At 62.2% G+C, this 26,472-nt stretch carries 26 protein-coding genes; 12 read left to right on the forward strand and 14 right to left on the reverse strand.

Going from position 1 to position 26,472, the window contains the following annotated elements:
* Window positions 1-10 precede the first annotated feature (10 nt).
* The 5 genes from MTX36_RS30520 (at window position 11) to MTX36_RS07490 (ending at window position 3,997) form a co-directional block, all read left to right on the forward strand.
* The gene (locus tag MTX36_RS30520) at window positions 11-100 is read left to right on the forward strand and encodes an Ms4533A family Cys-rich leader peptide (RefSeq protein WP_318294108.1); all 90 of its coding nucleotides are present in this window, start codon (window positions 11-13) and stop codon (window positions 98-100) included.
* A gap of 172 nt (window positions 101-272) precedes the next feature.
* Entirely contained in the window at window positions 273-1,304 is a 1,032-nt protein-coding gene (locus MTX36_RS07475) for a sulfate ABC transporter substrate-binding protein (RefSeq protein ID WP_094273918.1), read from the forward strand.
* A 7-nt stretch (window positions 1,305-1,311) separates the two neighbouring features.
* Complete coding sequence (cysT, locus tag MTX36_RS07480; RefSeq protein ID WP_243619098.1) at window positions 1,312-2,157, forward strand: sulfate ABC transporter permease subunit CysT; 846 nt, start codon at window positions 1,312-1,314, stop codon at window positions 2,155-2,157.
* Window positions 2,157-2,963, forward strand: coding sequence for a sulfate ABC transporter permease subunit CysW (gene cysW / locus MTX36_RS07485; RefSeq protein WP_094273916.1), 807 nt, complete (start codon window positions 2,157-2,159; stop codon window positions 2,961-2,963). Before cysT ends, cysW begins: the two co-directional genes overlap by 1 nt.
* Window positions 2,960-3,997: a sulfate/molybdate ABC transporter ATP-binding protein gene (locus MTX36_RS07490; protein WP_243619099.1), complete on the forward strand. Its 1,038-nt coding sequence runs from the start codon at window positions 2,960-2,962 to the stop codon at window positions 3,995-3,997. Before cysW ends, MTX36_RS07490 begins: the two co-directional genes overlap by 4 nt.
* A 138-nt stretch (window positions 3,998-4,135) precedes the next feature.
* Here the strand turns inward: MTX36_RS07490 and MTX36_RS07495 are convergent, their stop codons facing one another.
* From MTX36_RS07495 to MTX36_RS30525, 8 genes are all read right to left on the reverse strand, one after another.
* On the reverse strand, window positions 4,136-5,029 hold the full coding sequence (locus MTX36_RS07495) for a universal stress protein (RefSeq protein ID WP_243619100.1): 894 nt from the start codon (window positions 5,027-5,029) through the stop codon (window positions 4,136-4,138).
* Between the two features lie 54 nt (window positions 5,030-5,083).
* Window positions 5,084-5,791 (reverse strand): DUF998 domain-containing protein, encoded by a 708-nt coding sequence (locus tag MTX36_RS07500; RefSeq protein ID WP_243619230.1) that lies wholly within the window; start codon window positions 5,789-5,791, stop codon window positions 5,084-5,086.
* Window positions 5,792-5,930: 139 nt separating this feature from the next.
* Window positions 5,931-6,686: a sirohydrochlorin chelatase gene (locus tag MTX36_RS07505; protein ID WP_243619101.1), complete on the reverse strand. Its 756-nt coding sequence runs from the start codon at window positions 6,684-6,686 to the stop codon at window positions 5,931-5,933.
* 4 nt (window positions 6,687-6,690) lie between these two features.
* Window positions 6,691-8,007 (reverse strand): sulfate adenylyltransferase subunit 1, encoded by a 1,317-nt coding sequence (locus MTX36_RS07510; protein WP_243619102.1) that lies wholly within the window; start codon window positions 8,005-8,007, stop codon window positions 6,691-6,693.
* A complete protein-coding gene (gene cysD, locus MTX36_RS07515; RefSeq protein WP_243619103.1) occupies window positions 8,007-8,957 on the reverse strand; it encodes a sulfate adenylyltransferase subunit CysD in 951 nt (316 codons plus the stop codon). The genes MTX36_RS07510 and cysD overlap by 1 nt, the downstream gene beginning before the upstream one ends.
* Window positions 8,954-9,667 carry a phosphoadenylyl-sulfate reductase gene (locus tag MTX36_RS07520; RefSeq protein WP_243619104.1) on the reverse strand — a complete coding sequence of 238 codons (714 nt, stop codon included), beginning with the start codon at window positions 9,665-9,667 and terminating at the stop codon, window positions 8,954-8,956. Before MTX36_RS07520 ends, cysD begins: the two co-directional genes overlap by 4 nt.
* Window positions 9,664-11,394 (reverse strand): nitrite/sulfite reductase, encoded by a 1,731-nt coding sequence (locus MTX36_RS07525; RefSeq protein WP_243619105.1) that lies wholly within the window; start codon window positions 11,392-11,394, stop codon window positions 9,664-9,666. Before MTX36_RS07525 ends, MTX36_RS07520 begins: the two co-directional genes overlap by 4 nt.
* 222 nt (window positions 11,395-11,616) lie before the next feature.
* Entirely contained in the window at window positions 11,617-11,718 is a 102-nt protein-coding gene (locus tag MTX36_RS30525; protein ID WP_374230445.1) for an Ms4527A family Cys-rich leader peptide, read from the reverse strand.
* Window positions 11,719-11,845: 127 nt separating this feature from the next.
* On the opposite strand from MTX36_RS30525, the gene hemW reads away from it, so the two are divergent.
* Together hemW and MTX36_RS07535 are read left to right on the forward strand one after the other, a co-directional pair.
* Window positions 11,846-13,069 (forward strand): radical SAM family heme chaperone HemW, encoded by a 1,224-nt coding sequence (hemW, locus tag MTX36_RS07530; protein ID WP_243619106.1) that lies wholly within the window; start codon window positions 11,846-11,848, stop codon window positions 13,067-13,069.
* A 159-nt stretch (window positions 13,070-13,228) separates the two neighbouring features.
* Window positions 13,229-13,855 carry a hypothetical protein gene (locus MTX36_RS07535; RefSeq protein WP_243619107.1) on the forward strand — a complete coding sequence of 209 codons (627 nt, stop codon included), beginning with the start codon at window positions 13,229-13,231 and terminating at the stop codon, window positions 13,853-13,855.
* Here MTX36_RS07535 and MTX36_RS07540 read toward each other — a convergent pair.
* On the reverse strand, window positions 13,852-14,175 hold the full coding sequence (locus tag MTX36_RS07540; protein WP_243619108.1) for a type II toxin-antitoxin system VapB family antitoxin: 324 nt from the start codon (window positions 14,173-14,175) through the stop codon (window positions 13,852-13,854). The two genes, MTX36_RS07535 and MTX36_RS07540, sit on opposite strands and share 4 nt — an antisense overlap.
* A gap of 98 nt (window positions 14,176-14,273) precedes the next feature.
* Between MTX36_RS07540 and hrcA the strand changes: the two genes are divergently transcribed.
* The 3 genes from hrcA (at window position 14,274) to MTX36_RS07555 (ending at window position 17,316) form a co-directional block, all read left to right on the forward strand.
* Window positions 14,274-15,317: a heat-inducible transcriptional repressor HrcA gene (gene hrcA / locus MTX36_RS07545; RefSeq protein ID WP_243619109.1), complete on the forward strand. Its 1,044-nt coding sequence runs from the start codon at window positions 14,274-14,276 to the stop codon at window positions 15,315-15,317.
* Window positions 15,318-15,397: 80 nt separating this feature from the next.
* Window positions 15,398-16,552, forward strand: a complete 1,155-nt coding sequence (gene dnaJ / locus MTX36_RS07550) for a molecular chaperone DnaJ (protein ID WP_094273903.1) — start codon at window positions 15,398-15,400, stop codon at window positions 16,550-16,552.
* 2 nt (window positions 16,553-16,554) lie between these two features.
* The gene (locus tag MTX36_RS07555; RefSeq protein WP_243619110.1) at window positions 16,555-17,316 is read left to right on the forward strand and encodes a 16S rRNA (uracil(1498)-N(3))-methyltransferase; all 762 of its coding nucleotides are present in this window, start codon (window positions 16,555-16,557) and stop codon (window positions 17,314-17,316) included.
* A gap of 159 nt (window positions 17,317-17,475) precedes the next feature.
* On the opposite strand, the gene MTX36_RS07560 is transcribed toward MTX36_RS07555, so the two are convergent.
* From MTX36_RS07560 to MTX36_RS07575, 4 genes are all read right to left on the reverse strand, one after another.
* On the reverse strand, window positions 17,476-19,077 hold the full coding sequence (locus tag MTX36_RS07560) for a long-chain fatty acid--CoA ligase (RefSeq protein WP_243619111.1): 1,602 nt from the start codon (window positions 19,075-19,077) through the stop codon (window positions 17,476-17,478).
* 148 nt (window positions 19,078-19,225) lie between these two features.
* Window positions 19,226-20,278, reverse strand: a complete 1,053-nt coding sequence (locus tag MTX36_RS07565; RefSeq protein WP_243619112.1) for a 3-keto-5-aminohexanoate cleavage protein — start codon at window positions 20,276-20,278, stop codon at window positions 19,226-19,228.
* Between the two features lie 71 nt (window positions 20,279-20,349).
* Window positions 20,350-21,174, reverse strand: coding sequence for an SDR family NAD(P)-dependent oxidoreductase (locus MTX36_RS07570; RefSeq protein ID WP_243619113.1), 825 nt, complete (start codon window positions 21,172-21,174; stop codon window positions 20,350-20,352).
* An 80-nt stretch (window positions 21,175-21,254) separates the two neighbouring features.
* On the reverse strand, window positions 21,255-22,607 hold the full coding sequence (locus MTX36_RS07575; RefSeq protein ID WP_243619114.1) for an MFS transporter: 1,353 nt from the start codon (window positions 22,605-22,607) through the stop codon (window positions 21,255-21,257).
* A gap of 349 nt (window positions 22,608-22,956) precedes the next feature.
* Between MTX36_RS07575 and MTX36_RS07580 the strand changes: the two genes are divergently transcribed.
* The gene (locus MTX36_RS07580) at window positions 22,957-23,955 is read left to right on the forward strand and encodes an AraC family transcriptional regulator (protein ID WP_217902148.1); all 999 of its coding nucleotides are present in this window, start codon (window positions 22,957-22,959) and stop codon (window positions 23,953-23,955) included.
* A 65-nt stretch (window positions 23,956-24,020) separates the two neighbouring features.
* On the opposite strand, the gene MTX36_RS07585 is transcribed toward MTX36_RS07580, so the two are convergent.
* On the reverse strand, window positions 24,021-24,761 hold the full coding sequence (locus MTX36_RS07585; protein WP_243619115.1) for a TetR/AcrR family transcriptional regulator: 741 nt from the start codon (window positions 24,759-24,761) through the stop codon (window positions 24,021-24,023).
* Between the two features lie 10 nt (window positions 24,762-24,771).
* On the opposite strand from MTX36_RS07585, the gene MTX36_RS07590 reads away from it, so the two are divergent.
* The gene (locus MTX36_RS07590; protein ID WP_243619116.1) at window positions 24,772-26,472 is read left to right on the forward strand and encodes a DUF3556 domain-containing protein; all 1,701 of its coding nucleotides are present in this window, start codon (window positions 24,772-24,774) and stop codon (window positions 26,470-26,472) included.

The following is a 26,472-nucleotide window of genomic DNA, read 5'->3' on the forward strand; positions in this document are numbered from 1 at the left end:
AGTCCACGACGTGTCCGAAGCAGCAGCACCTCAGATCCGCCATGAGTTGGCGTTGATCGCTGTCGGCATGCTCGACGTCGCTGACGTCGCCTGTTGTTGATTTCCTCCGGTTCGACTCCGTCGGCGGTGCCTTGCACCCCGCTCGAACTTTTCTGCACGTAGTCGTGCACTGCCGATAAGAGTTCTCTCTGTCGGATTCTCTTTCCGTCCACTTGGGTTCGATCCCGTGGACGTTTATCGCTGCGATAATCCCTTTCAGGAAGGTTTTTGCAATGAAACGCCGTTCCCGCATCCTTGCCACAGCTATCGCGACCCTGGGGGCCGTGGTACTCACAGCGTGCAGTGGTGGCTCGAGTGACGTCGTTGGCGGTGACAGCGCTGCCGGTGACGGTAGCGGCGGCACCATCAACCTGTTTGCCTACGCAGTCCCGAAGCCCGGATTCGACAAGCTCACCGAAGCCTTCAAGCAGACGGAGGAGGGTAAGAACGTCAATTTCAACCCCTCGTACGGAGCTTCGGGCGACCAGTCGCGCAAGGTCAAAGACGGCGCCGAAGCAGACTTCGTCAACTTCTCCGTCGAACCTGACATCACCCGCCTCGTCGATGCCGGCTTGGTGGACAAGAACTGGAATCAGGACGCCTACAACGGAATTCCGTTCGGATCGGTCGTGACCATCGTGACGCGTCCCGGAAATCCGAAGGGCATCAAGGACTGGGACGACCTCCTGCAACCGGGGCTCGAAGTTGTTACGCCGAATCCGTTCAGTTCTGGCTCGGCCAAGTGGAACCTGTTGGCGCCCTACGCCGCAAAGAGTGACGGTGGAAAGAATGCGCAAGCCGGACTCGACTACGTCACCGCGCTTGTCAACGACCACATCAAGATTCAGCCGAAGTCCGGACGGGAAGCATCGGAGGCTTTCCTTCAAGGCAGCGGCGACGTCCTGCTCAGCTATGAGAACGAGGCACTCTTCCTCGAAGGAAACGGTGACCCCGTCGAGCATGTCACGCCACCGACCACGTTCAAGATCGAGAATCCGGTTGCCGTGATCTCGAACAGCAAGGTTCTGGACAAGGCAACCGCCTTCAAGGACTACCTGTACACCACTGAAGGTCAAAAGCTTTGGGCCGAAGCAGGTTTCCGTCCCGTCGATCCCGGAGTGGCCGCAGAATTCGCCGACAAGTTCCCGCAGCCCGCGAAGCTGTGGACGATCGCAGACCTCGGTGGATGGAAAGCCGTCGATAGTTCCTTGTTCACCAAGGACACCGGTTCCATCGCCGTGATCTACGACAACGCAACCAAGTAAGGCTGCTGTGACTGACACTATCGAACACGCCCCCGTGATTAGCCGACGCAAACTCGCGCGGGTCACGGGGAGTGTGGGACCCCTCGGAATCGGTGTGGCCACGCTGTGGCTTTCCGTGATCGTTCTACTTCCGTTGGCTGCGTTGACAGCCACCGCTTTCGACGACGGTATCGCCGGATTCTGGAACGCCGTCACCGCGCCTGTCGCGCTGGCGTCGTTGCGCGTGACGCTGTTCGTCTCGATCATCGTGGCGTTGATCAACGTCGTGATGGGAACGATCATCGCGTGGGTTCTGGTGCGAGACGAGTTTCCGGGCAAGCGAATCGTGAACGCGCTGATCGACTTGCCGTTTGCGTTGCCGACCATCGTCGCGTCGATCGTGTTGCTGTCCCTGTACGGACCGCAGTCACCGATCGACGTCCATCTCAACGCGACCCAGCCCGGACTGGTCGTCGCGCTCGCCTTCGTGACTTTGCCTTTTGTCGTGAGGTCGGTACAGCCGGTGCTGATCGAAGTCGACCGTGAAGTCGAAGAGGCAGCAGCTTCTCTGGGCGCGTCCAATTGGACGATCTTCCGTTCAGTAGTCCTGCCGACTCTGGCTCCCGCGGTCATCGGCGGAGCCGGTCTCGCATTTGCCCGTGCCATTGGTGAATACGGTTCGGTTGTGCTGATCGGCGGTAACATCCCGCGCGTCACGCAGATGGCGTCGCAGCTCATCCAGCAGGACATCGAAATCGACCGGCCCACCGACGCCGCAGCGGTGTCGGTGGCGCTGCTCGCGATCGCGTTCTTTGTTCTGTTCGTCCTACGGATCTATGCCAGCCGGGGCCAGCGCCGGGAGGAGAAGTCCTGATGAATATTTCCCGGAGTTCCAAACTCGGTCTGCGTACCGTCGCTCTCGTCTATCTCTTTGTGCTGGTGGTCGTTCCGATCGGCGTGATCTTGACGCGCACATTCGAGCATGGGATCGGTGCATTCATCGATTCGATCACGACGCCGGCGGCCATTTCGGCTCTGAACTTGTCGCTGATCATCGTCGCGATCGTCGTACCGATCAACGTCGTATTCGGCATCGTCACCGCACTTGCCTTGGTGCGTGGGCGTTTTCCCGGGCGCGGTGTGTTGCAGTCGGTAGTGGACCTGCCGTTCGCAGTATCCCCAGTGGTGGTTGGTGTTTCGCTGATCCTGCTGTGGGGCGCCAACGGCTGGTTCGGAGGTATCGAATCGCTGGGCTTCAAGATCATTTTCGGGTTACCAGGCATGGTGATCGCCACGATCTTCGTGACGCTGCCGTTCGTGGTTCGTGAGGTCGAACCCGTCCTTCACGAGATCGGCGACGAACAGGAACAAGCTGCCGCGACGCTCGGTGCGTCGGGCTGGCAGACCTTCTGGCGAATCACGTTGCCCGCCATCCGTTGGGGCTTGACCTACGGAATCGTGCTGACAGTCGCACGTTCCCTCGGCGAATTCGGTGCCGTCATCATGGTGTCCTCAGGTTTCCCCGGGGTATCCCAGACATTGACGTTGCTCGTGCATTCACGATACATCGACGACCACAACACCTTTGGTGCGTACTCGGCAGCCACATTGCTGATGGGCATCGCCATCATCGTCCTTTTGCTGATGACGCTTCTGGACCGCAAGAGGAGCACCACATGATCACTGTGACCGGCGCCCGCAAGAACTACGGTGATTTTGCGGCTCTCAACGACGTCTCCATCAACATTCCGTCAGGTTCGCTGACGGCTCTGCTCGGGCCCAGTGGCTCGGGAAAGTCGACGCTCCTGCGGTCGATCGCCGGGCTCGAAGAACTCGATTCCGGAACCATCACCATTGCCGGCAAGGACGTCACCGGCGTCTCGCCGCAGAAGCGCGACATCGGCTTCGTCTTCCAGCACTACGCAGCGTTCAAACACATGACCGTCCGCGACAACGTGGCCTTCGGTCTCAAGATCCGTAAGCGTCCCAAGCCTGAGATCGAGAAGAAGGTCAACGAACTTCTCGAGATCGTCGGCCTCGACGGATTTCAGCATCGTTATCCCGCACAGCTTTCCGGCGGTCAGCGTCAACGCATGGCATTGGCCCGGGCATTGGCCGTCGATCCGCAGGTGCTCTTGCTGGACGAGCCCTTCGGTGCTCTCGACGCGAAAGTTCGTGCAGACCTTCGTACTTGGCTGCGTCGTTTGCACGATGAAGTGCACGTCACGACTGTGCTGGTCACCCATGATCAGGAAGAAGCACTCGACGTCGCGGACCGCATCGCGGTACTCAACAAGGGTCGGATCGAGCAGATCGGCGAACCTGCCGACCTCTACGACCGTCCGGCCAACGATTTCGTGATGTCATTCCTCGGATCTGTCGCGAAACTCAACGGGCAATTGGTGCGACCGCACGACATCCGTCTCGGCCGCGATCCCAGCATGGCACTGGCGCAGGAAGCGGGAACTGCCGAATCACTCGGTGTCACCCGGGCAACGGTCGAACGCGTCGTATACCTGGGCTTCGAGGTTCGCGTCGATCTGCGCAACGAGGCGACGGGGGAGTTGTTCTCAGCCCAGGTCACCCGTGGCGACAGTGCAGCCCTACATCTCGAAGCGGGGGAGACGGTCTACGCCCGCGCGACGAGGGTGCCGAATCTGCCCGAAGCGCCGCTGGAAGCTCCACTGACAGTCAGCATCGTCGGGGCGGTTTGACGGCTTTGCGCACCTTCGCTTTCGAGTGAACGTATCGCTCCCCTTGTCTGACAAGGGGAGCGATACGTTCACCTCAGGAGGGCGGGGCGGGGGCACGGGTGGGAAGGGGGTGGGGTGAGGTGGGAAAGGGCAGGCAGGTCAGCCCTCCCGGCAGACCAATACCGGGCACTGGGCGTGGTGAATCAGACTCTGGCTGGTGGAGCCCACGATCGAGGCCATGAACGGGCTGCGCCCGTGGCTGCCGACCACCACCAACTGGGCTTCGGCGGAATGCTCGAGAAGTGCCTTCATCGGACCACTTCGTTGAACGCTGCGGGTGACCTCGACCTCCGGGTACTTGTCACACATCCCCGCCAGGCTTTCGGCGAGCAGTGCGTTCTCATGCTCCTCGTACGGTCCCCAATCCGTGAAACGCCTCGCTTCCGAGTAACCGCCGAGCGAGGCACTGTCGTCCCAGGTGTGAACGGCGACGAGGGGCGCCTCGAGAAACGCGGCAAACTCGAAGGCGTGGGCGATGGCCAATTCGCTGAGTTTGCTGCCGTCGACGCCGACGACGATGGGCCGCTTGTCGGCTACGGCGTGGTCGCTGGACCCACGGAAGACGGCTACCGGGCAGTGCGCGCGGTTCACTATTCGGATGGCGTGGGAACCCAGGAAAACTGATTGCATCTCGGTAGTAGCGGCCTGACCCAGCGCGAGGATGCGGGCAGATTTCGAGAGTTCGACGAGGCTGGTTGCCGGTGTACCGGCTACGAGGCTGCGTTCGATCGTGACATCGGTATGGTCGTCACGAATGGCGTTTTCGGCCTCGTCGAGTAGCTTGGCACCGTCTGCGCGGGTGTGATGATTGAACATCTCTTCATCGGTGACGGTTACCGACGTCGACTTCGGGCGCCCGGGCAGTATGTGGGTGAGACGCAGCGGCTCGTCGAATTGTCGGGCCGCCGACGCAGCCCACCGTGCGGCATTCACCGCGCTGGCAGAGCCGTCGATGCCGGCCACGATTCCGTGGCGAACAGATGCACTGGTCATGGGAGTCTCCTCACGTTGCCTCCTACCAGTGTGTCCCTGCTTACCTCAGGTTCGCTACACGGAAGTCTTTACTCGTGTGGCCAGAACATCGGTAGAGACCGTGGGCAGCGATCGATGTGGGAGCAATGAGCGTGCTGCAGAGATCAATTCGTTACCGGGAAGCCTGAATTCGACGTCCTTCAAGACGGTGCGACGCATCAGGGCGAGCAGTGCGGCGACGCCGGTAACTGCCATCCACATGGGCAGGGGATACAGCGTCAGGCGCTCTCCCAATCCGAAGGTGAGGGTTCGGGCGAGTAGAAGTACGGCGCCGACGATTCCGGTGGCTGCGCACAGTCCGGACCACACTGCGATCCATCGCTTGTGATTCCAGAACGAAACAGCCAGGAGGACTAGAACGGCGTGACGGGCGACGAAGCCGGGAAGTACTGCTGTCCAGTGGACAAAGGTTCCGTCGTTCGCGGGGAAAAGACCGGTTGCCGCGGTACTCAGGGCAACAACAACGGCGAGTCCCATGATCCATTTTTTGGCGCGACCGTCCGGAATGTACTTGTGCAGCAACGCTGCTCCGAGGATGGTGAGTGCGCCCAGGATCATGAACGCAGCGTTCATCACGTCGTGGAGTGGTGAACAGGAATCTGCACTACAGGTTGTGACGCCGAGCGAACTGATGGAGTCGCGAGCGAAGCTGTACGGGGTTTTCCAAGCACCAGCGGTGAAGATCTCGACCAGTAGGTAGAGAATGGAGAGGACCCAGGCGATGCCCGCTGCGCCGAGGCGAAAATTGTGAGTGATCGTGAGGCTCCCTGTCGCGATACTGTCGCAGGCGACGCACGAGCTCTCGTCTGCTGGACATATCCAACAGTACGGTAACAATCTGATAACGGCCTGTGGAAAGTGCTCAGGCGGAGCGAACCAGGCGATCGGTCAGGCGTTCTACAGCCTGCTGGTACCGGTCGATCATCGTCTCGATCAAGAGTGGATGCGCACCGATGGTGTCAGCGAACACGGCTCGATCGTCGGCCGCTGTGGCGGCCGCGCCGAGTCGATCGGTCAAAAGACCGGGCGCGAGGAACCAGGGGGCGACGACGATGCGGTGGGCACCACTCTCTCGCAGCGCGGACATTGCCTGCGCAACGGTGGGTTGGGTGGACGTCGCAAAACAGATCTGAACGCCGGACCATGTGGTTCCCGACGCCAGAAGATCGGCAAGTTTTGTGGTGGCTGCGTTGGCGAGTGCTCCGGATGAACCGACGGCAGCGAGGGCAACCCCGACGGACGGATCGTCGGGGTGTGCGCCGGCATCGAGGATGCGATGACGCACCGCAGATACGAGGCGTTTGTCACGGCCGAGAACATCGGCCTGGAATACGGCCAACTGCGGGTGACGCTGCCGAGCGGCGGCGAGGAGGCCGGGTAGATCGACTCGCGCATGGAAAGCGTTGCCCAGCAACATCGGAACTACGACGGCCTGGGTGTACCCGTCGGAAGCAACCCCGTCCAGCACCTGGTCGAGTGACGGAGCATTGAGGTCGAGAAACGCCAGCCTGATATCGAGATCGGGTCGGCGCTCGCGAAGCGCCGCGACGGCAGCCGCGATCACCCGAGCGGATCGGGGATCACGGCTGCCGTGTGCGACAGCGATCAACGGCATCATCGAGTTAGACGCGCTCGCCCAGTTCGACTGCAGCGATGACATCGCCCACGAGTCCGGCGGCGAGCGTATTTCCGCCGGCCGGATCGATGAGCAGAAAGCTGCCGGTGTGGCGGTTCACGGTGTAATCGTCGGCCACGATCGGCTCGGCGACGCGCACCGAGATCTTGCCGATCTCGTTGAGCTCGAGGGTTTCCGGGCTGGGATCGGTGGTGAGATCCTGCTCGTTGAAACGCTCCACCAAGCTACCCACGATTGCCTGCGTCGTACGCGTGCCGTGCTTGAGCAGCAAGCGTGCGCCGGGACGCAGCGGCTTCTCGGCCAGCCAGCAGACGGTGGCGTCGAACTCGCCGATCGGTTCCGGTGCATCGGAGGGCGAAGCGATGGTGTCGCCGCGCGAGACGTCGACGTCGTCGGCCAGAATCAGCGTGACACTGCGTCCGGCGTGAGCGATATCCAGTTCACCGTCGGCGGTGTCGATCCGGACAACTGTGGTGCGGGTGCCTGAGGGCAGGATCACCACTTCGTCGCCGGGTACGACGCTGCCGGCAGCAATCTGACCGGCATAGCCGCGGTAGTCCAAGAACTCTGCGGTTCGGGGGCGGATCACGTACTGCACCGGGAAACGCAGGCCGACGCGATGCGGCTCGGCGTCGACAGGAATCGACTCGAGGTGCTCGATCAGCGTGGGACCGGTGTAGTACGGGGTCTTGTCCGAGCGGATGGCAACGTTGTCGCCGTGCAGAGCCGACACCGGGATCTCGACGACGTCTTCGCTCGCCCAGCCCAAGGAGCTGGTGAGCTCGTTGAACTCGGCGGAGATCGACGTGAAGACCTCTTCCGGGTTCTCGACGAGGTCGATCTTGTTGACGGCGAGAACCAGCTTCGGTACGCCGAGCAACGCGAGAACCGCTGCATGCCTGCGAGTCTGGGAGATGACACCCTTGCGGGCATCGACCAGCAGAATTACCAACTGTGCCGTGGACGCACCCGAAACGGTGTTGCGGGTGTACTGCACGTGTCCCGGTGTATCGGCCAGCACGAACGTGCGATTCGGGGTCGCGAAGTAGCGGTACGCCACGTCGATGGTGATGCCCTGCTCACGCTCGGCGCGCAGACCGTCTACCAGCAACGAGAGGTCCGGCGTGTCCAGGCCGCGGTCAACCGAGGCGCGTGTGACGGCGTCGATCTGGTCGGCGAGAACGGATTTTGTGTCGTACAACAGACGGCCCACGAGAGTGGACTTTCCGTCGTCGACGCTGCCGGCCGTGGCTAGTCGCAGAAGCTGAGCAGAATGGTTGCTCCGCGCTTGTAGGTCGCTCATCAGAAGTAGCCCTCTCGCTTGCGGTCTTCCATGGCCGCTTCGGAAACTCGGTCGTCGCCACGGGTCGCGCCGCGCTCGGTCAAACGTGATGCGGCAACCTCGGCGAGAATCGCCTCGTTGTCAGATGCTTCCGAAAGGACTGCACCGGTGGTCGAGCCGTCACCGACAGTGCGGTAACGCACCGAAAGGGTCTGCAGCTCTTCGCCTTCAGCTGGGCCGCCCCACACGCCGGGGGTCATCCACATGCCGTCGCGCTGGTACACCGGACGCTGGTGGGCGTAGTAGATGCTGGCCAGTTCGATGTTGTCGCGGGCAATGTAACGCCAGATGTCCAACTCGGTGAAGTTGCTGAGTGGGAACACGCGAACCTGCTCGCCGGGGGAGTGGCGACCGTTGTACAGGTTCCACAGTTCCGGGCGCTGCTTCTTCGGATCCCACTGGCCGAAGGAGTTGCGCAAGGAGAAGATCCGCTCCTTCGCGCGAGCACGCTCCTCGTCGCGCCGGGCGCCACCGAAGATCGCATCGAAGCGGTTCTCGGCGATGGAATCCAGCAACGGCACGGTCTGCAGCGGGTTGCGGATACCGTCGGGACGCTCGGTGAGACGACCGTCCGCGAGGTACTCCTCGACGCTGGCAACCTGCAGACGCAGGTTGTACTTGGCCACGACGTGATCGCGGAAGTCGAGAACTTCCTGCAGGTTGTGGCCGGTATCGACGTGAAGCAGCGTGAACGGCACCGGTGCCGGCCAGAATGCCTTGATCGCCAGGTGCAGCAGCACCGTGGAGTCCTTGCCGCCAGAGAACAGAATGACCGGGCGTTCGAACTCGCCTGCCACCTCACGGAAGATGTGGATGGCTTCGGACTCGAGGGCGTCAAGGGTGTCGAACTGTGTCCCGTCGAGCTGAGGCCGTGAAGGTGTCAATGCAGTAGGTGTCAATTCAATGGTCATGATGCGTGCAACCCGCATTCTGTCTTGGAGGCGCCGGCCCAACGACCGCTACGCGGATCGCTGCCGGGGGCTGGCTTATTGGTGCAAGGTGCGCAGCCGATGGACGGATAGCCCTCGTCGACAAGAGGATTGACGAGGATGGAATGGGTATCGATGTAGCTCTGCATTTCTTCGTCTGACCAGGGAGCGATCGGATTGATCTTCACGAGTCCGAAGCCCTCGTCGAAGGAGATCAGAGGTGCGTTGGCGCGGGTGGGGGCTTCGACGCGGCGGATGCCGGTCACCCAGGCCCCGTAACCGGACAGAGTCTGCTTGAGCGGTGCGACCTTGCGAAGTGCGCAGCAGCGGTTGGGATCTCGGGCAAACAGATCCTTGCCTTCTGCGACGTCCTGCTCGGCAACACTGGCCAGTGCGCGGGCATTGATGACGTTGACGCCGTACACCTGCTCGACCGCGTCACGCGTTCCGATGGTCTCGGGGAAGTGGTAGCCGGTGTCGAGGAACAAGACGTCGACGCCCGGATGCACCTGTGCGGCAAGGTGAACGAGCACCCCGTCCTGCATGTTCGACGCAACAATGTAGTTGCTGCCGAACGTATCTTCGGTCCACTGCAACAGTTCTTGCGCGGTGGCGCCTTCGAGTTCTGCGGCACCCTTCTCGGCGATCGCGCGCAGTTCGTCGGCGGTGGCCCTCGTGATGTCTACAGTCATCGCAAATCTCCTTCGTCTGCTCGCACTGCCCATTCGGCGAAACGTTCGCCCTCGTTGCGGTTCTTCACGAACTGCCGGACGACTCGATCGATGTAGTCACCCATTTCGACGCTCGTGACCTTGTGCTGGCGTAGCTTTCGCCCGAAGGCGGTGTCGAAGCCGAGGCTGCCGCCCAGGTGAACCTGGAAGCCTTCGACCTGGTTGCCTTCACCGTCGTCGACCAACTGGCCCTTGAAGCCGATGTCCGCGACCTGCGAGCGGGCACAGGAGTTGGGGCAACCGTTGATGTTGATCGTGATAGGCACGTCGAGCTGGGCGTTGATGTCCGCCAAACGCTCTTCGAGTTCGGGTACGAGAACCTGTGAACGCTTGCGTGTTTCGGCAAACGACAGCTTGCAGAACTCGATGCCGGAGCAGGCCATCAGGTTCTTGCGCCAGTGCGACGGCCGAGCCGGCAGGCCCAGGGCGTCGAGGTCGGCGATCAGGGGTTCGAGAGTTTCTTCGGCCACGTCGAGAATGATCAGCTTCTGGAAGGGCGTGAAGCGGATCCGGTCACTTCCGGCCTTCTCGGCTGCGTCGGCAACCTGAGCCAGGATGGTTCCCGAGACGCGGCCGGCGATCGGCGCGAAACCGACTGCGTTGAGACCGTTCTGGGTCTTCTGGATACCGACGTGGTCGATGGGACGCGTCGGCTTCTCGGGTGCCGGGCCGTCGATGAGGGGACGCTTCAGGTACTCGGTCTCGAGGACTTCGCGGAACTTCTCGATGCCCCAGTCCTTGATGAGGAACTTGAGCCTGGCCTTGGCGCGCAGACGGCGGTATCCGTAGTCGCGGAAGATCGAGACAACGCCTTCCCAGACGTCGGGGACCTCGTCGAGCGGAATCCAGGCGCCGACGCGCTGAGCGAGCATCGGGTTGGTGGACAGGCCGCCGCCGACCCAGAGATCAAGTCCGGGACCGTGTTCCGGGTGGTTCACGCCGATGAACGCGACGTCGTTGATCTCGTGGACTACGTCCTGCTGGCCGGAGATTGCGGTCTTGAACTTGCGGGGCAGGTTGGAGTAGCGGGGATCGCCGATGTAGCGGCGGACGATCTCGTCGATCGCGGGGGTGGGATCGAGTACCTCGTCGAGGGATTCGCCGGCCAGGGGAGAACCGAGAACGACGCGGGGGCAGTCGCCGCACGCTTCCGTGGTCTTGAGGCCGACAGCTTCGAGACGGTTCCAGATCTCCGGGACGTTCTCGACCTCGATCCAATGGAACTGGACGTTCTCGCGGTCGGACAGGTCGGCGGTATTGCGGCCGAACTCCTGTGAGATGCCGGCGATGGTGCGCAGCTGCTCGACGTTGAGAGCGCCCGCGTCGCAACGCACTCGCATCATGAAGTACTTGGCCTCGAGGAGGTCGAGGTTCTCGTCACCGGTGAAGGTGGCGTCGTATCCCTCTTCGCGCTGTGTGTAGAGGCCCCACCAACGGAAGCGTCCACGCAGGTCGCTCTTGTCGATGCTGTCGAACCCCTGCTTGGAGTAGATGTTCTCGATGCGCGCCCGCACGTTCAGCGGGTTGTCGTCCTTCTTCGCCTGCTCGTTGGCGTTGAGGGGCTCGCGGTATCCGAGGGCCCACTGACCTTCGGCGCGAGACTTCGTCGGGCGAGGAGAACGGGCAGGCCGTGCTGGTGCGGCAGCTGCGTCATCAGCAGCTGTAGCGGCGTCGGTCGTCGACGTCATCGATGATCTCCTGGATCTGGGCGGTGTTGACCGGTACGCACGGCGGTAAGTCCGTGTTGGTGTCCGATCGGGGTGCACCGGTCCGTATCGAGCGAGGGGGCTGTCCTCGTTCTCGGAAGGCTCTGGGCCGGCAGATGTGCTCACGAAGAAAGTCAGCTATCAATGCTGACGACTGGTGAAGCAGATGAAGATGAGCGGGAAGGCTGATTGATCAGGTGAAGATCAACAGCAACAGGAGGGCAGACACGTAGAGCTGCACACACGCTTGAAGTCGACGTGGCGACGCGCCACAAGTCGTACTCCGAGTCCGGTCATGACGACCATTGTGCCACGTCAAATCGATAATTCCGACCCGGGTACCTATTTCCACCAAAATTGGGGGAAATGCACTGCTCAGGCTGTCGGCGCAAGTGGAGTAGGACGACGCTGCGAATGCTGGGAGACTGGTGGAGTGAATGTCACCGGTACAACTCCTGCTCAACAGACTGCGGCTCCGTTCGCGTTGCCCGCACAGTCGCTGGAGGGCGTCGGAAAGCGGCCGTTCGGGATCTACATCCACGTTCCGTTCTGTGCGACGCGGTGCGGCTACTGCGACTTCAACACCTACACAGCCGGTGAGTTGGGCACCTCCGCGTCGCCGCAGTCCTGGATGGAAGGGCTCAAACGTGAACTCGACCTCGCGGCCGAGATGACGGGGGCTCCGGCAGCGGAGACGGTATTTGTCGGTGGCGGTACGCCGTCGTTGCTCGGTGGCGACGGACTCACCGAAGTGTTGGCGGCAGTGCGCAGCAGTTTCGGACTTGCTCCCGGTGCCGAGGTGACGACGGAATCGAATCCGGAGTCGACGTCGCCGGAGTTCTTCGATGCTCTCCGTGCCGGCGGATTTACCCGCATCTCGCTCGGTATGCAGTCTGCCGCGCAGCATGTACTCAAGATCCTCGACCGCACCCATACTCCGGGCCGCGCGGTGGCGGCCGCGAAAGAGGCTCGCGCAGCGGGCTTTTCGCATGTGAACCTCGACTTGATCTACGGAACGCCGGGGGAGCGGGACATTGATCTCGACGCGTCCCTGGATGCAGTTCTCTCCGCCGACGTCGACCATGTGTCTGCCTACGCGCTCATCGTCGAGGACGGAACTGCCATGGCGCGCAAGGTCCGCCGCGGTGAGTTGCCGGCCCCCGACGACGACGTGTTGGCGACGCGTTACGAACGGATCGACTCACGGCTGTCCGAGGCCGGCCTGTCTTGGTACGAGGTGTCCAACTGGGCGAAGGCCGAAACCGCCGAATCCGGCGACACCCGGTGCCGTCACAACCTCGGCTACTGGGACGGTGGCGATTGGTGGGGCGCCGGCCCCGGCGCGCACAGCCATGTCGGCGGAGTCCGCTGGTGGAACGTCAAACATCCCGCGCGCTATGCCGAGCAACTCGCGCAGGGTGAACTGCCCGTCGGTGGCAGTGAAGAACTGACTGCCGACGATATTCACATGGAGCGGGTGATGCTGACCGCCAGGCTGCGTACCGGCCTTCCGTTGTCGGAATTGGATGCGTCCGAACGACTTTCGGCTGATCAGGTTGTGGTTGACGGTCTGGCTGTAATCGAGAACGATCATCTGGTTCTGACCGATCGTGGGCGTCTACTTGCCGATGCTGTGATTCGTACGGTGCTGGCATAAACGTGGCGGTGCCGGCCTAGAAGTTGCGTCGTCATTCGTGCAGGTGCGTGGCCGCGAGGCTGGTGGCTTGTTCGATCTCCCGGTCGTGTCCTGGACACGTACATTGCACCGCCTCGCATCGTCATACGGCGGTCGGTTTCGGCGGGTAACGTCACTTCCGTGGCCCTCATCTACAGTGCGCAATTGAATCCGTCGAAGATCGAGTTGCTCAGGGCATGGGTTCCCGAGCAGTCGTGGCTGGGATCTACTGATGCCTCGAGCCTCGAACCGATCGGTGCCTATCGTTTCGACGATCCGGCCGGTGAGGTCGGTATCGAGACCCACCTCCTTCGCGCTGCGGACGGCACGGTCCTACAGGTTCCGCTCACCTATCGTGCTGCTCCCATCGTCGGGGCAGAAGCGTTTCTTATCCGGACGATGGACCATTCCGTTCTGGGGGAGCGGTGGGTCTACGACGCGTGCGGCGACCCGGTGTATGTTCGCGCACTTGCGACGACGATCATCACCGGTGGTTCCGAGGCAACGTTGGAGTTCGCGAATCCAGATGATGCCCGCGAGGTCACTACTCACGTATTCGGTAGCGGTGCAGTGGGTTCCGTTTTGCCGGAAATTGGCGCCGCAACATGTTCGCCCGCCGCTGGGGGTACCAAGATTTCGGCCGGTACGACGGAGTTGACGGTGGTGCGAGTGGTCGATCCCGAGCGGACTTCGGGTGGCTTCACCTTGACGGGTACCTGGCCAGACCAGACGGATCCGGCGCTGCTGGCGTCGATGCGGATCGCTTAGCGGGCACTCTCGATGACGCCGGGCATGGCATCGAAGTCGAAAACGCGGGCGTGCAGGACAACACGATTTCGCAGTGCCGAACGCACGGCACGATGCAGGCCGTCCTCGAGATAGAGCGTGCCCTTCCACTGAACTGCGTGCGGAAAAAGATCGCCGTAGAAGGTTGAGTCCTCGGACAGCAAGCGGTCCAATTCGAGGACTTTGGTTGTTGTCACGATTTCGTCGAGTCGGACCTGGCGCGGCGGAAACTTGGCCCAGTCGCGCAGAGACAGTCCGTGGTCGGGATACGGCTTGCCGTCCATGACGCCCTTGAAGATCATGACTCCAGAGTAAGGGCAACACCCGAGACTGGCGCTCGGGCGATTAGACTGCCAGTTGGGACAGTGCACACAGAACGTAGGGAACGGAGGTCGCAACGATGTCGAGTACCGACGACAGGCGATTCGAGGTCCTGCGGGCTATCGTCGCTGATTACGTCTCCACGCAAGATCCGGTCGGATCGAAAGCTTTGGTCGAGCGTCACAACCTCGGTGTGTCGAGTGCCACGGTGCGCAATGACATGGCATTTCTCGAAGCTGAGGGATACATCGCACAACCTCACACCAGTTCCGGACGTGTTCCGACGGACAAGGGTTATCGCGAGTTCGTCGATCGCATTGCCGACGTCAAGCCGCTGTCCGGACCCGAGCGTCGTGCCATTCTCGAATTTCTGGAATCCGGCGTCGACCTCGACGACGTGCTCCGACGCGGTGTGCGTCTGCTTGCTCAACTGACCCGCCAGGTTGCCGTGGTTCAGTACCCGACGCTGTCGGCGTCGTCGGTCCGCCACCTCGAAGTTGTGGCGTTGACACCGGCCCGCCTGCTCCTCGTGCTGATCACCGACTCCGGACGAGTCGACCAGCGCATCGTCGAGTTGGGTGACGTGCTCGACGACGAGGACCTCGTCCGTCTGCGAACGCTCCTCGGTGACGCACTCGAAGGTAAGCGTCTGGCTGCCGCGTCCATCGCAGTGTCCGAATTGGCCGAAGAGTCTCCCGACGATCTGCGCGACGCCGTCATCCGGTCCGCGACGATCCTGGTCGAGACACTGGTCGAGCACCCGGAAGAGCGTCTGGTGCTCGGCGGCACGTCCAACCTGACGCGCAACGCATCCGACTTCTCGGGGCTGGCAGGATTCCCGGGTTCACTGCGGGCAGTTCTCGAAGCGCTCGAAGAGCAGGTTGTAGTGCTCAAACTGCTGGCGTCGACGCAGAATGCCGGCATGGTCACCGTCCGGATCGGCGAAGAAACCCAGGTCGAACAAATGCGCGGGACCTCCGTGATTTCGACGGGCTACGGCGCAGCCGGTACCGTTTTCGGTGGTGTCGGTGTGCTCGGCCCCACTCGGATGGACTATCCGGGAACAATTGCATCGGTTGCCGCCGTTGCCAGATACATCGGCGAAGTTCTCTCCGAGCGATGACGGGGCGTCGACACCAGTCGGCACTCCTCTTCGTGAGGTTCGAGGAAAACTAGAAGTAAGAGAAGGACGAGAGAAAAAACGTGGCACGGGATTACTACGGATTGCTCGGCGTCAACCAGAACGCGACCGACCAAGAACTCAAGCGCGCATACCGCAAACTTGCCCGCGAACTGCACCCCGACGTCAACCCTGACGAAGAAGCGCAGGCCCGGTTCAAGGAGATCTCGACCGCGTACGAGGTTCTGACCGATCCGGAGAAGCGCCGCATCGTGGACCTCGGCGGCGATCCCCTTGAATCAGGCGGAGGCGGCGGTGGCGGCTTCGGCGGTGGATTCGGTGGAGGCGGCGGCCTGGGTGACGTCTTCGAGGCATTCTTCGGCGGCGGTGGCGGCGCAGGCCGTGGACCGCGTGGGCGCGTGCAGCCCGGAGCCGACTCGTTGCTTCGTACCAAGCTGACCCTCGCTGAATGTGCGACGGGCGTCAGCAAGCACGTCACCGTCGAGACGGCAATCCTGTGTGACGGTTGCACCGGTGCCGGAACCAACGGCGATTCCAAACCCGTTCGTTGTGAGACCTGCAATGGTGCCGGCGAAGTGCAGTCCATTCAGCGTTCTTTCCTCGGCCAGGTTATGACCTCGCGTCCCTGCCCGACATGCCGCGGCGCCGGCGAAACCATTCCCGATCCCTGCCACAAGTGTGGTGGCGACGGACGCGTCCGCGCCAAGCGCGATATCACCGTGAAGGTTCCGGCCGGTGTTGCCGGCGGTATGCGTATCCGGTTGACCGCACAGGGTGAAGTTGGCCCCGGCGGCGGACACCCCGGCGACCTGTATGTCGAAATCGTCGAACAGCAGCATGAGATCTTCGTCCGTGACGGCGAAGACCTGCACTGCACCATCCGCGTTCCTATGATCGATGCGGCATTGGGCACCACGGTCACCGTCGACACCATCATGGACGGCCCCAAGGACATCACTATCGAGCCCGGAACTCAGCCCGGCCATGTCGCTGTCCTGCGTGGACACGGAATGCCGAAGTTGCGGTCCGGTGCGCGGGGCGACATCCACGCTCACCTCGAGGTAGTTGTCCCGAGCCGCCTCGATCACAAGCAGGCCAAGCTGCTCAAGGAATTCAAGTTGCTCCGCGATCGCGACGAGGCCGAGGTCGTCTCATCCGGATCGCAGAACAGCGGCGGGTTGTTCTCGCGTCTGCGCGAAGCATTCAGCGGCCGCTGACAGTGGCTGCAACAGTCTTTTTCCTCGACCCCGTTCCGGGTGTCGGGGAGACAGCGGTTCTCGACGGCCAGGAAGGTCGCCACGCGGCGACCGTCCGCCGGATCGGCGTCGGCGAGCGCCTTGTGCTCGCCGACGGCCGGGGTCGCGTAGCCGATGCCGAGGTAACAAGCGTCGGGAAGGATCGACTCGAACTTCTGGTCTCGGACGTTCAGGTGCTCGAGCAGCCGAAACCGCTGGTCACTCTCGTTCAGGCTTTGCCCAAAGCTGAGCGGTCCGAGTTGGCTGTGGAGTTGGCAACAGAAGCCGGCGTCGACGCAGTCATTCCCTGGCAGTCATTGCGATGCGTCGCAAAGTGGGAGGGTCCAAAGCTCGCCAAAGGTGTTGCGCGGTGGCGTAGTGCCGCGGTGTCGGCGGCTAAGCAGTCACGCCGCGCATTCGTTCCGGATATCGCTGAACTGCACAAGACCCCAGCTGTAGTTGCTGTGGTTCGCGAAGCGGTTTCACGCGGCGCTGTAGTTGCAGTTCTTCACGAATCTGCGACGACGCCGTTGGCTGCCCTTCCGTTGGCAAGTGCGAACGAAGTCTTCCTTGTTGTGGGTCCTGAAGGCGGACTTGATGATTCGGAGATCGCGGCACTCTCGGAAGTCGGTGCGACGCCAGTGTTGTTGGGGCCGACGGTTTTACGAACCTCGACGGCCGGCGCGGTGGCGCTGGGTGCTATCGGAGTTCTGACCGATCGTTGGGGTCCACGCCCGCTGCACTGATCGGGGAGATAGTCCACCACTAGTCGTTTCTCTCGGCCCTAAACAATTACTCCCCGGAAGTCGGACTGAGAAATTCAGTTCCAACGTCCGGGGAGCAGTTCTATGCATGCACGAAGTTCACTGTCCGAGGATCGATGAACCACCTTCACAGCTGTTTGATTATGCGGTGAATTGGTCGCGTAGATCCCGCTTCTTGAACTTGCCGGTCGCGGTTCGTGGAATGGTGGAAACGAACTCGAACCGCTCGGGCAGTTGCCACCGGGCGAACTCGCTCGAGAGGTGTTCACGAAGCTGTTCCGGATCGGCAGTCATGCCGGTTCGGAGGACGAGCACAGCCAACGGCCTTTCACCCCAACGGGTGTCGGGGACGGCGATCACTGCGGCCTCTGCAACCGAAGGGTGCGCCATGAGGTGGTTTTCGAGATCGACCGAGGAAATCCACTCGCCGCCGGACTTGACGAGGTCCTTGGAGCGGTCGCAGATCCGGATGCAGCCGCGGTGGTCGATGCGGACGATGTCCCCGGTGCGGAACCAGCCGTCATCGGTGAAATTGTCTGCGCCCGTGCCGTTGTGGTAGCCGGACGCCACCCAGGGTCCACGCACTTCGAGCTCACCCATGGCGACGTCGTCCCATTCGATGAACCCGTCGTCCTCGTTCCGGGCTCGGATGTCGAAGAACGGCATCGCGACACCCTGTCGGGCTCGGAAGTCGTATTTTGTGTTGTGGTCGCAGTTTTCGAGGTCTGCGGGGAGGCGGCTGACGGTGCCCATCGGGGAGGTCTCGGTCATGCCCCAGGCCTGCACGACCCTCAGTCCGTGGCGGTCGAATCCTTCGAGGAGGCTGCGTGGTGCTGCTGCTCCGCCGACGATCAACCGGTCGAGGTGGCGCAGGTCCCAGCGTTGCGGTTGGGCGTCGAGGGCGTCGAGCATCGTCATCCACACGGTCGGGACTCCGGCGGTCATGGTGACTTTCTCGGTTTCGATCAGGTCGAGGATGCTGACGGCGTCGAGTTTCGGTCCGGGGAGGACCAGTCGGGCGCCGAGGAGTGCGGCGGCGTAGGGAAGTCCCCAGGCGTTGACGTGGAACATCGGTACTACTGGCAGCAGGGTGTCTTGTGTCGAGACGCCGAGTGCGTCGGGTAGTGCGACGGCCATCGAGTGGAGCACGATCGCACGGTGGGAGTAGACGACGCCTTTGGGTCGGCCGGTGGTGCCGGACGTGTAACACATTGCGCCGGCTTGTCGTTCGTCGATGAGAGGCCACATCATTGGTTCGGCGGTAGCGATGAGGGTTTCGTAGTCGAGCATTCCCGTCGGCGCCGGTCGATCGTGGGCAACGACGATGACGTGGTCGAAGTGGTGGGTGTGTCGGAAGCTGTCGAATACGTCGAGGAGGGATTCGTCGACGACGATCACCCGGTCCTGGGCGTCGCCGACGATGAAGGTCAGCTCGTCCGCGTGCAGGCGCGGGTTGAGGGTGTGCACGATCGCTCCCATTGCCGGGACGGCGAAGTACATTTCGAGGTGTTCGGCTTGGTTCCACAGCAGGGTTGCGACTTTGTCGCCGTCGCCGATGCCGAGGTCGGTCAGGGCGGTCGCCAGCCTTCGTGCTCGGTGTGCGCATGCGCCGAGGGTGGTTCGGGCGATGTTTCCGTCGGGTCGGCGGGAGATGACGTCTTTGGTGCTGTGGAATTGTTCGGCGCGCTCGACCACAGCGGTCAGTGATAGGGGGTAGTTGTCCATGGTCAAGCCATTGGTCACGTGGAGCTCCTGGGTGGGGTGGGGAGAAATTCTGCGGTAGCGGATCTGTCGCTGATCTCGGCATGTGGCCTTCCGGGCGGTACGAACCGCTCGGAAGGTGGGGCACGAAACCTGGTTTCGTGCCCCACCGTGTAAACGAGCCGGACTGCTAGGCGTGGTGGGTGAAGCCGACCTGGCCGGGGCGGCGGTTCGGTGCGTAGCCGAGTTTCGCCAGAGTCTCGTTCACGTCGGTGTAGGTCTGCCCGATCTTGTAGATATCGCGGGCGTCCTTGCCGGTGGCGACCTCGCGGCCGAGTTCACCGGCGATGCGGACGAGCTGTTGAATCTGCTGAACCGAGGTCATCTTCTCGCCCTTACGGCCCCAGATGGTGTCCTCGTTGCCGCAGCGGGCGTGCAGGCCCATCGCGATCGCCATCGTATTGACGGGCAACACTGCACGCATCAGAGACTCGAGCGTCAGTGCCGCACCGTCCGGAACGCGCTGGATGAAGTTCATGATGTTGTACGGGTTCGGACCCTCCATACCGCCGCCGATACCGGTCCACGTCACATTCAGCGGTCCGGTGTAGTGGCCGCGGCGAATGAGCCGTTCGACGCTCTCGAGGCCGGTGATACCGGTCAGCGCGAACAAGGGCTGGATGTCGGCTGCCTGCAGGCGCCGGAGATGCTCCTCGACCCATCCGGGGCCGGCCGGAATCGTCATCTCCCGGTAGGTCTCGTACATCTCCGGACGCGCCAGGGACGTGCCGGCGATGTCGTCTTCGGTCAGGAGCTCCGTGATGTTCATCTGACTGGTGTTGATGGCGATCGTCACCTGGTCCGGCTTCGGATCAAGCTCGGCGAGCATATGCCGGGTATCATCCGACAGCCACTTCGCTTCTGCACCTTCACCTTCCGGAGCGAAGGAGATCGAACCTCCGACCTGCAGGACCATATCCGGCACGGCCTCACGCAATCCGGCGAGCAGCTCGTTGAACTTGGACAGGCGCTTTGAGCCCTTCCCATCGAGCTCGCGGACGTGGATGTGCAGCACGGACGCGCCGGCTTCGTAGCAGTCCACGGCCTGTTGGATATGCTCATCCATCGTGAGCGGCAGGTCCTCGGGGAAGTCCTCGACCGCCCACTCAGGGCCATACGGGGCGACGGTGATGACCAGTTTTTCCTGGTTCTCGGGGAAGAGTGCATCGTCGTGGAAGTACATGGTGTAGCTCCTGTCTAGGGCTAAAACTCGTGTGAGAGAAGTCTTTTGATGTGGATTGTGGTTGGTGTTGGTTAGATGACCACGCCGCCGTTGGGGCTGATTATCTGACCGACCAGATAGTGGTTCTCGCCCGCCAGGTAGACAGCGAGGGAGGCATATTCTTCCGGTCTTCCCAGGCGGCCGACGGGAATCATCTGGTACAGGTTGCGCTTCTCGTCCTCGGTGGCGTTGTCGAGATACGTCTGGAAGGGAGGGGTGAGAACTCCTCCACACGCGATGGCATTGACGTAGATTCCGGCGCCGGCGACATCGAGAGCAACTGTCTTGGTCAGGCTCACAACAGCAGCCTTGGCTGCCGAGTAGCCGGGACTGTGCGTGCTCCCGGTAGAGATGCCGGCGATCGAGGCGATGTTGATGATGCGGCCGTAGCCCTGCGGTTCCATGAACTTCAATGCTTCACGGGTGCAGTAGAAGACGCCGTGGACGTTGACGTCCCACCACTTGAGCCAGTCTTCGTCGGTGAGGCTGCTGGTGATGCCCATGGACTGGCGTTCCATGGGGGTGGTGACGTACGCGTAGTGCCGGTTGCGTCGTGCTTCCTCGGCGGGTGAGTTCGGTACGCGGGCAGCGTTGTTGACCAGGATGTGGATTGTCCCGAAGTGTTCGGCGGCGCGGGCGAAGGCGTCGGAGACCTGCTCAGAGGAGGAGACGTCGCAGCGCAGTGCCAGGCTCTTGCGGCCCAGTGCTTCGATCTCGGCGGAGACCTCCGCCAGTTTGTCTTCTTGCAAGTCGCAGAGGACAAGGTTTGCGCCTTCGTGTGCCATGGCGAGGGCGATGGAACGGCCCAATCCCTGTGCTGCTCCGGTCACGAGGGCGACTTTGTCGAGTAGCTGCATTTCTGGATCTCCTCTTGGTGAATCGGTGAAAACGACAGCCCTACAGCAGGTGTCGAGGTATTTATCAGGTGGTTCGGGATCTAGGCGGAAACGCCGGCTGTGTTCGGTACTACAGGCTCCATCTCCGAACCCCTGAGCGGCACTGAGGCGAGCTTGCGGAGACCAGAGGGGTAGAGCTTCATGCCGAATGCAAGGACAGCAATCGACACGACATATGCGAGGGGGACCCATTGCAGTGCGCCGAGCAGTCCCAGTCGGTCGGACAAAATGCCGACGACGACTGGACCGAGCGCCAGGCCGAAGACGTTGTTGGCAAGGGTGCCCACGCCGAAGGACGATGCATGGATCGACGGGTGAGAGAGGCTGGCAACGACCGCCGTTGTGGCACCGGAGAACCCGGAGCAGAAGAATGCTCCGGTGCCCAGCAGAATCAACTGGACCGGGCCGTTCTCCAGCTGGAATCCGATCATCAGGCACACCATTGCGATGACGGCATAAGAGATGGCGGCACTCCATCGCCGCTCAGGCTGTCGACGCCCGAACCGGTCTGCGGCGATGCCGCAGAGCACTGTTCCGGCTCCAATCAGGAGCACGAAGAACGACGCGGCCAAACCTGCACTCGCTGCATCCATGTCGTGATAGCGGTTGAAATAGCTGGGAAGCCAGGCGAGCAGCACTCCCGCGACGAAGAACTGCATTCCGCCACCGATGTATGCGCACGTCAGAGAGGCATTGGTGAACAAGCTCGAGATCGGAGCGCGTCCACCAGCTGCGACCGGGGCTCCGGCTACCGACTGATCAAAGGCATGGCGCGCCAAGCGATTCTCGCTGACGACGATCCGGAAGAGGACGACGAGGCTCAACCCAAAAGCGGCCATGATCAAGAACGCCGCGCGCCAGCCGAGTCGATCGGCAATGACGCCGCCGAGGGCGACACCGATGACTGAGCCGAAAAATGCCGAACCGAGGAATGCGCCGCCGAGCGAGGCATGGAGTCGTGGGGCGAAGACTCCGAGCATGACCGCCAAGCCCACGCTTGCATATGCGGCTTCACCGAATCCGATCAGAAAACGGGCTCCGAGCAGCTGCGTGTAGTTACTCGCCGCGGCGCACAGGACGGTCGCGATACTCCACAAGACTGCCATCAGGACGACGCTACGGACGCGGCCCCAACGGTCCGCCAAGAGTGACATCGGGAGCGCCAAGACGCCCACCATCAGAGCTACGACGCTGGTAAGAGCAGCAAGCTGCGAGTCCGACAGGTTCCAATCGGCCTTGAGGACGGGGAAGACCGAACTGAGAACCTGGCGGGACATGTAGTCCGACATCATCAGCCCGAAGATCAGTACGAACACTGCCCACGGAAAGATCCTGGACCGACGGCCGCCGCCGGAATCGGCTTCGGTTGCGAGAGACTGGGTCTCCAGTTCCATGTGTGCTCCTTGTTCTGAAGTCGTGTTCGTTGGAGCACGTCTTCGATATGACGCTGGTCCTGAAACAGCAGGCGTTCGAGAACCGTTGCGGCGTAGTATGTTCGGGCCGACGTGGGTCGAGTCGGCCGCCTTGTGCTGACAATGTGTTCGATCGGGGCGGTGTCGGCGATGCTGGGTGGTGCCCAGAACAGCGATCCGAGCCGTAGTGCTCCTGACTTACCGACGGGAGTGACAAGCTCGGTGACTCATGTCACGATAGACCGATTGGGTCAATTAGTCTTGTCCCATTGGGACATTTTCCTTGGCATCTTGGGGCGATTAGAGGGAGTCGATGGCGAAAGTGCTGAAGGTGCGAAGTTCAGTTCTGAACGGGTACGTGGAGGTAGCGCAGTCTCTAGGTTCGGATCCGGATCCGACGATGCGGGCGGTGGGTATCGACCCGGCTACTCTCGCCACGCCGGACGCGTGGCTCGCTGCTCAAGTGGTAGACGAGTTACTCGAGCGCACGGCCGTGGTTACGGAGTGTCAAAGCTTCGGAGTCAGGATGGCAGAGGGACGACGAGTCTCGAATCTCGGACTGATCGGGTTGGTTGCCAGGGAAGAGCCCGACGTCCGGAGTGCCCTGGCAACAGTGTTGCGTCACATGCAGTTTCACAACGAGGCCATTCGACCACGGCTCGTCGAGTTCAATGGACTTGTGTCTCTGCAGATCGAGTCGGAAACTGATGTGGCACTCGGGCGTCAGTCGATCGAACTGACCGTCGCTGCCATTTCCCGGATACTCGGCACATTTCTGCCAGATGATTGGAGTCCGCTGTCTACCTGCTTCGTCCACGATGCGCCGACGACACTCGACATCCACCACCGCGTGCTGGGACCTAACGTCGCGTTCGAGCGAGATTTCAACGGTCTGGTGCTCTATTCGAGTGACCTGGACACGCCGAATCCCTTGTCGGATCCACTGTTTCGACCGTATGCACGACAGTATCTGGATCTGCTCGCGCCGCGGGAGGACTCGTCTGTTGACGACCGTGTGCGCGATATGATCGAGGCGCTCCTACCTGGTGGGGGGTGCACAGCGAGTCGGATCGCGCGCAGTCTAGGCATGGACCGGCGCACCTTGTATCGACACTTATCCAAGTCGGGTAAGACCTACTCGTCTGTCGTCGATTCCGTGCGTGAGGATCTTGCGCGACGACATCTCGCACGGGGTGACCGGACCTTTACCGATACTGCCGCAGCACTCGGGTTCTCGGACCTCAGCGCGTTCTCGCGTTGGTTCCGTCGATACTTCGGTCTGAGTCCGACGGCGTGGGCTGCACAAGAGCGTGAACTCGATCGGCGGTAATCTATGGCAACAAGCTCGACCTTGAGCCGATCTGCAGGTATGCGGAGCAATGTGCCCGGCAAAGCTCATTTCGGGCTGAATGCCGGACCGAGAAACGCCTCCAGGTAGGCCGACAGAGCCTCCCGATCGTCCACGTCGACTGCTGACCCCGGCGTCCCCACCAGGGAGACGAGAATCCGGATCAGCCATTCCGCCGCCGCGGGTAGGTCGAGGTCCTCGCGGGCCAGTCCCCGTTGCTGGGCGTCGCGTAGTCGGTCCACCCAGAAGTCGGACAACTGGGCGACCACGTCGCGAGAGTAGGTGCCCACGATCTCGGCGTACTCGCGCGGTTCCCGGGCGGCCAGTTCAACGGCCAGCGGCCCTAAAGGGGCCTGCCTCGACAGCACAACAGCCTCGGTCAGCATGCCGGACACGCTGTCCTGCCGCGTAATTCGATCTGCTGCGTCGTCCCAGAAGTCCGCGCCGCGGCGGATCAGGGCCGCCGAGAGCAGTGTCGCCTTGTCGCTGAAGAACCGGTACAGATAGGCGCGGCTGACATCGGCTTCCTGAGCCACAGCGCGCACGGTGGTACGGCGGATCCCGTCGCGCGCGAGACAGCGTTCAGCGGCGTCGAGGATGCGGTCGCGAATGGCGCTGGAGTGGGGGTTCATGGCGGCTCGATCATAGGACGTCTGGGACTTCTGTGAAATCTTCTTGTAGACACTTGTGCAGAAGTGTCTACTGGGAATACGTTCTCCACCAGGACCGGCCGCGACGAGGCCCGGTCGCCAACCGCGTCGACGTAGTGTCGGCGGCGGTGAGCGCAACGGAGGACCTATGGGATTCCTGCTACCGGTGGAACCGGACATCGATGCGGACGAGTTGCGCGACGGGCGGCGACCCACCCAGATGCGGATTCTCTCGGAGAACTACCTCTCACAAGGTTTCGGGACGCCCGATGTGGTGTACGTCGGATATCTCTTGAAGATTGCTCTGTTCATCCTCGGCGCGGCACTCTTCGCGTTGACCACACCCGGCGTGGACGGACTGTTCAACGTCAGTGAGTGGTGGGCCATGCCGGTCGTGTGGCAGAAGGTCGTGCTCTGGTGCATCCTCTTCGAGGTCACCGGTCTGGGCTGCGGATTCGGGCCCCTGAACCTGCGATTTCTGCCGCCGTTGGGTTCGTTCCTCTACTGGTTCCGCCGGGGAACCATCCGGATGCCTCCGTGGCCGAGGCGAGTTCCGCTCACCGCTGGAGACCGGCGCGGCGTCGCCGACATCATTTTGTACGCCGCGCTGCTCGTCTCGCTGCTGGTGGCATTGGTTTCCGCGACCGCTGCCGGGACGGTTCAGTTGCCCTGGCAGAAGGTAGCCGTCGTGTTGGGGCTACTCGCTCTCATCGGACTGCGTGACCGGACGATCTTCCTGGCCGCCCGCGCCGAGGTCTACGGCGCGATTGCCATGACCTTCCTCGTACCGTTCCCCGACTCCCTGGTGGCAGCCAAGTTCGTGCTGCTGTGCATCTGGTGGGGTGCGGCGGTCTCGAAACTCAACGTGCACTTCCCGTCGGTCGTGCAGGCGATGGAGGCGAACAGTCCGCTGTGGCGAACGAAGCGCATCAAGCACCTCTTCACCCAGTCGTACCCTGATGATCTGCGCCCATCGCGGCTCTCGAAGTTGCTCGCCCACGGCGGAACCGCGATCGAATTCGGCGTTCCACTCGTGCTGATCCTTTCCAGCGGCGGCACCGTCACGACGGTTGCCGCGATCGTGATGATCCTGTTCCATCTGCACATCATCCTGACGATCCCGATGGGGACGCCGCTCGAGTGGAACGTATTCATGATCTTCGCGGTGCTGACTCTGTTCGTGAACAAGGCATCTCTGGGACTCGACGACTTGGTGCATCCCGCGGTCCTGCTGATCCCGGCCGTGAGCTTCCTTCTCGTGATCCTCGGCAACCTGTTCCCAGAGCGGATCTGCTTCCTGCTCGGGATGCGGTACTACGCGGGGAACTGGGACACCACCGTCTGGTGCCTGTCGCCCAGTGGAGAACAGAAGCTGACCGACGGCACCATCCGATTCGCGATGCTGCCGCACCGACAGCTGGAAAAGATCTACGGCGGCGAGGACGAAGCCCGAGTCACGCGCCTGACCGGCTTCGCGTTCCGTGCGATCCACACGCACGGTCGCGCGCACGCCGCTCTGCTGCCCCGACTCCTCGCCGACCAACCCACAACCGAGTACGTCGAACTCGACGGCGAGACGGTGGCCGGCGTCCTTCTCGGCTGGAACTTCGGTGACGGGCACTTGCATTCCGAGCAGCTCATGGAGACTCTCCGTGGCCTGTGTGCCTTCGATCCCGGTGAATTGCGGGTGCTGGTCTTGGACGCTCAGCCGATCCACAAGCAGACCCAGGCTTATCGGTTGCTGGACGCCGCCACCGGTGAGTTCGAACGGGGCACGGTTCGGGTTGCGGACATGGTCAACCGGCAACCCTGGGCTGACGACATGCCGGTGACGGTGAGAGTTCCGTGA

It is taken from the genome of Rhodococcus sp. ARC_M6, from assembly GCF_022810305.1.
Classification (GTDB): Bacteria; Actinomycetota; Actinomycetes; order Mycobacteriales; family Mycobacteriaceae; genus Rhodococcus_F.

Bases quoted from the DNA above. Each gene is read 5' to 3' on its own strand.
- MTX36_RS07475 (WP_094273918.1), top strand. From the start codon at position 273: ATGAAACGCCGTTCCCGCATCCTTGCCACAGCTATCGCGACCCTGGGG.
- cysW (WP_094273916.1), top strand. From the start codon at position 2,157: ATGAATATTTCCCGGAGTTCCAAACTCGGTCTGCGTACCGTCGCTCTC.
- MTX36_RS07490 (WP_243619099.1), top strand. From the start codon at position 2,960: ATGATCACTGTGACCGGCGCCCGCAAGAACTACGGTGATTTTGCGGCT.
- MTX36_RS07495 (WP_243619100.1), bottom strand. From the start codon at position 5,029: ATGACCAGTGCATCTGTTCGCCACGGAATCGTGGCCGGCATCGACGGC.
- MTX36_RS07505 (WP_243619101.1), bottom strand. From the start codon at position 6,686: ATGATGCCGTTGATCGCTGTCGCACACGGCAGCCGTGATCCCCGATCC.
- MTX36_RS07510 (WP_243619102.1), bottom strand. From the start codon at position 8,007: ATGAGCGACCTACAAGCGCGGAGCAACCATTCTGCTCAGCTTCTGCGA.
- cysD (WP_243619103.1), bottom strand. From the start codon at position 8,957: ATGACCATTGAATTGACACCTACTGCATTGACACCTTCACGGCCTCAG.
- MTX36_RS07520 (WP_243619104.1), bottom strand. From the start codon at position 9,667: ATGACTGTAGACATCACGAGGGCCACCGCCGACGAACTGCGCGCGATC.
- MTX36_RS07525 (WP_243619105.1), bottom strand. From the start codon at position 11,394: ATGACGTCGACGACCGACGCCGCTACAGCTGCTGATGACGCAGCTGCC.
- MTX36_RS30525 (WP_374230445.1), bottom strand. From the start codon at position 11,718: ATGGTCGTCATGACCGGACTCGGAGTACGACTTGTGGCGCGTCGCCAC.
- MTX36_RS07540 (WP_243619108.1), bottom strand. From the start codon at position 14,175: ATGATCTTCAAGGGCGTCATGGACGGCAAGCCGTATCCCGACCACGGA.
- hrcA (WP_243619109.1), top strand. From the start codon at position 14,274: ATGTCGAGTACCGACGACAGGCGATTCGAGGTCCTGCGGGCTATCGTC.
- MTX36_RS07565 (WP_243619112.1), bottom strand. From the start codon at position 20,278: ATGTACTTCCACGACGATGCACTCTTCCCCGAGAACCAGGAAAAACTG.
- MTX36_RS07570 (WP_243619113.1), bottom strand. From the start codon at position 21,174: ATGCAGCTACTCGACAAAGTCGCCCTCGTGACCGGAGCAGCACAGGGA.
- MTX36_RS07575 (WP_243619114.1), bottom strand. From the start codon at position 22,607: ATGGAACTGGAGACCCAGTCTCTCGCAACCGAAGCCGATTCCGGCGGC.
- MTX36_RS07590 (WP_243619116.1), top strand. From the start codon at position 24,772: ATGGGATTCCTGCTACCGGTGGAACCGGACATCGATGCGGACGAGTTG.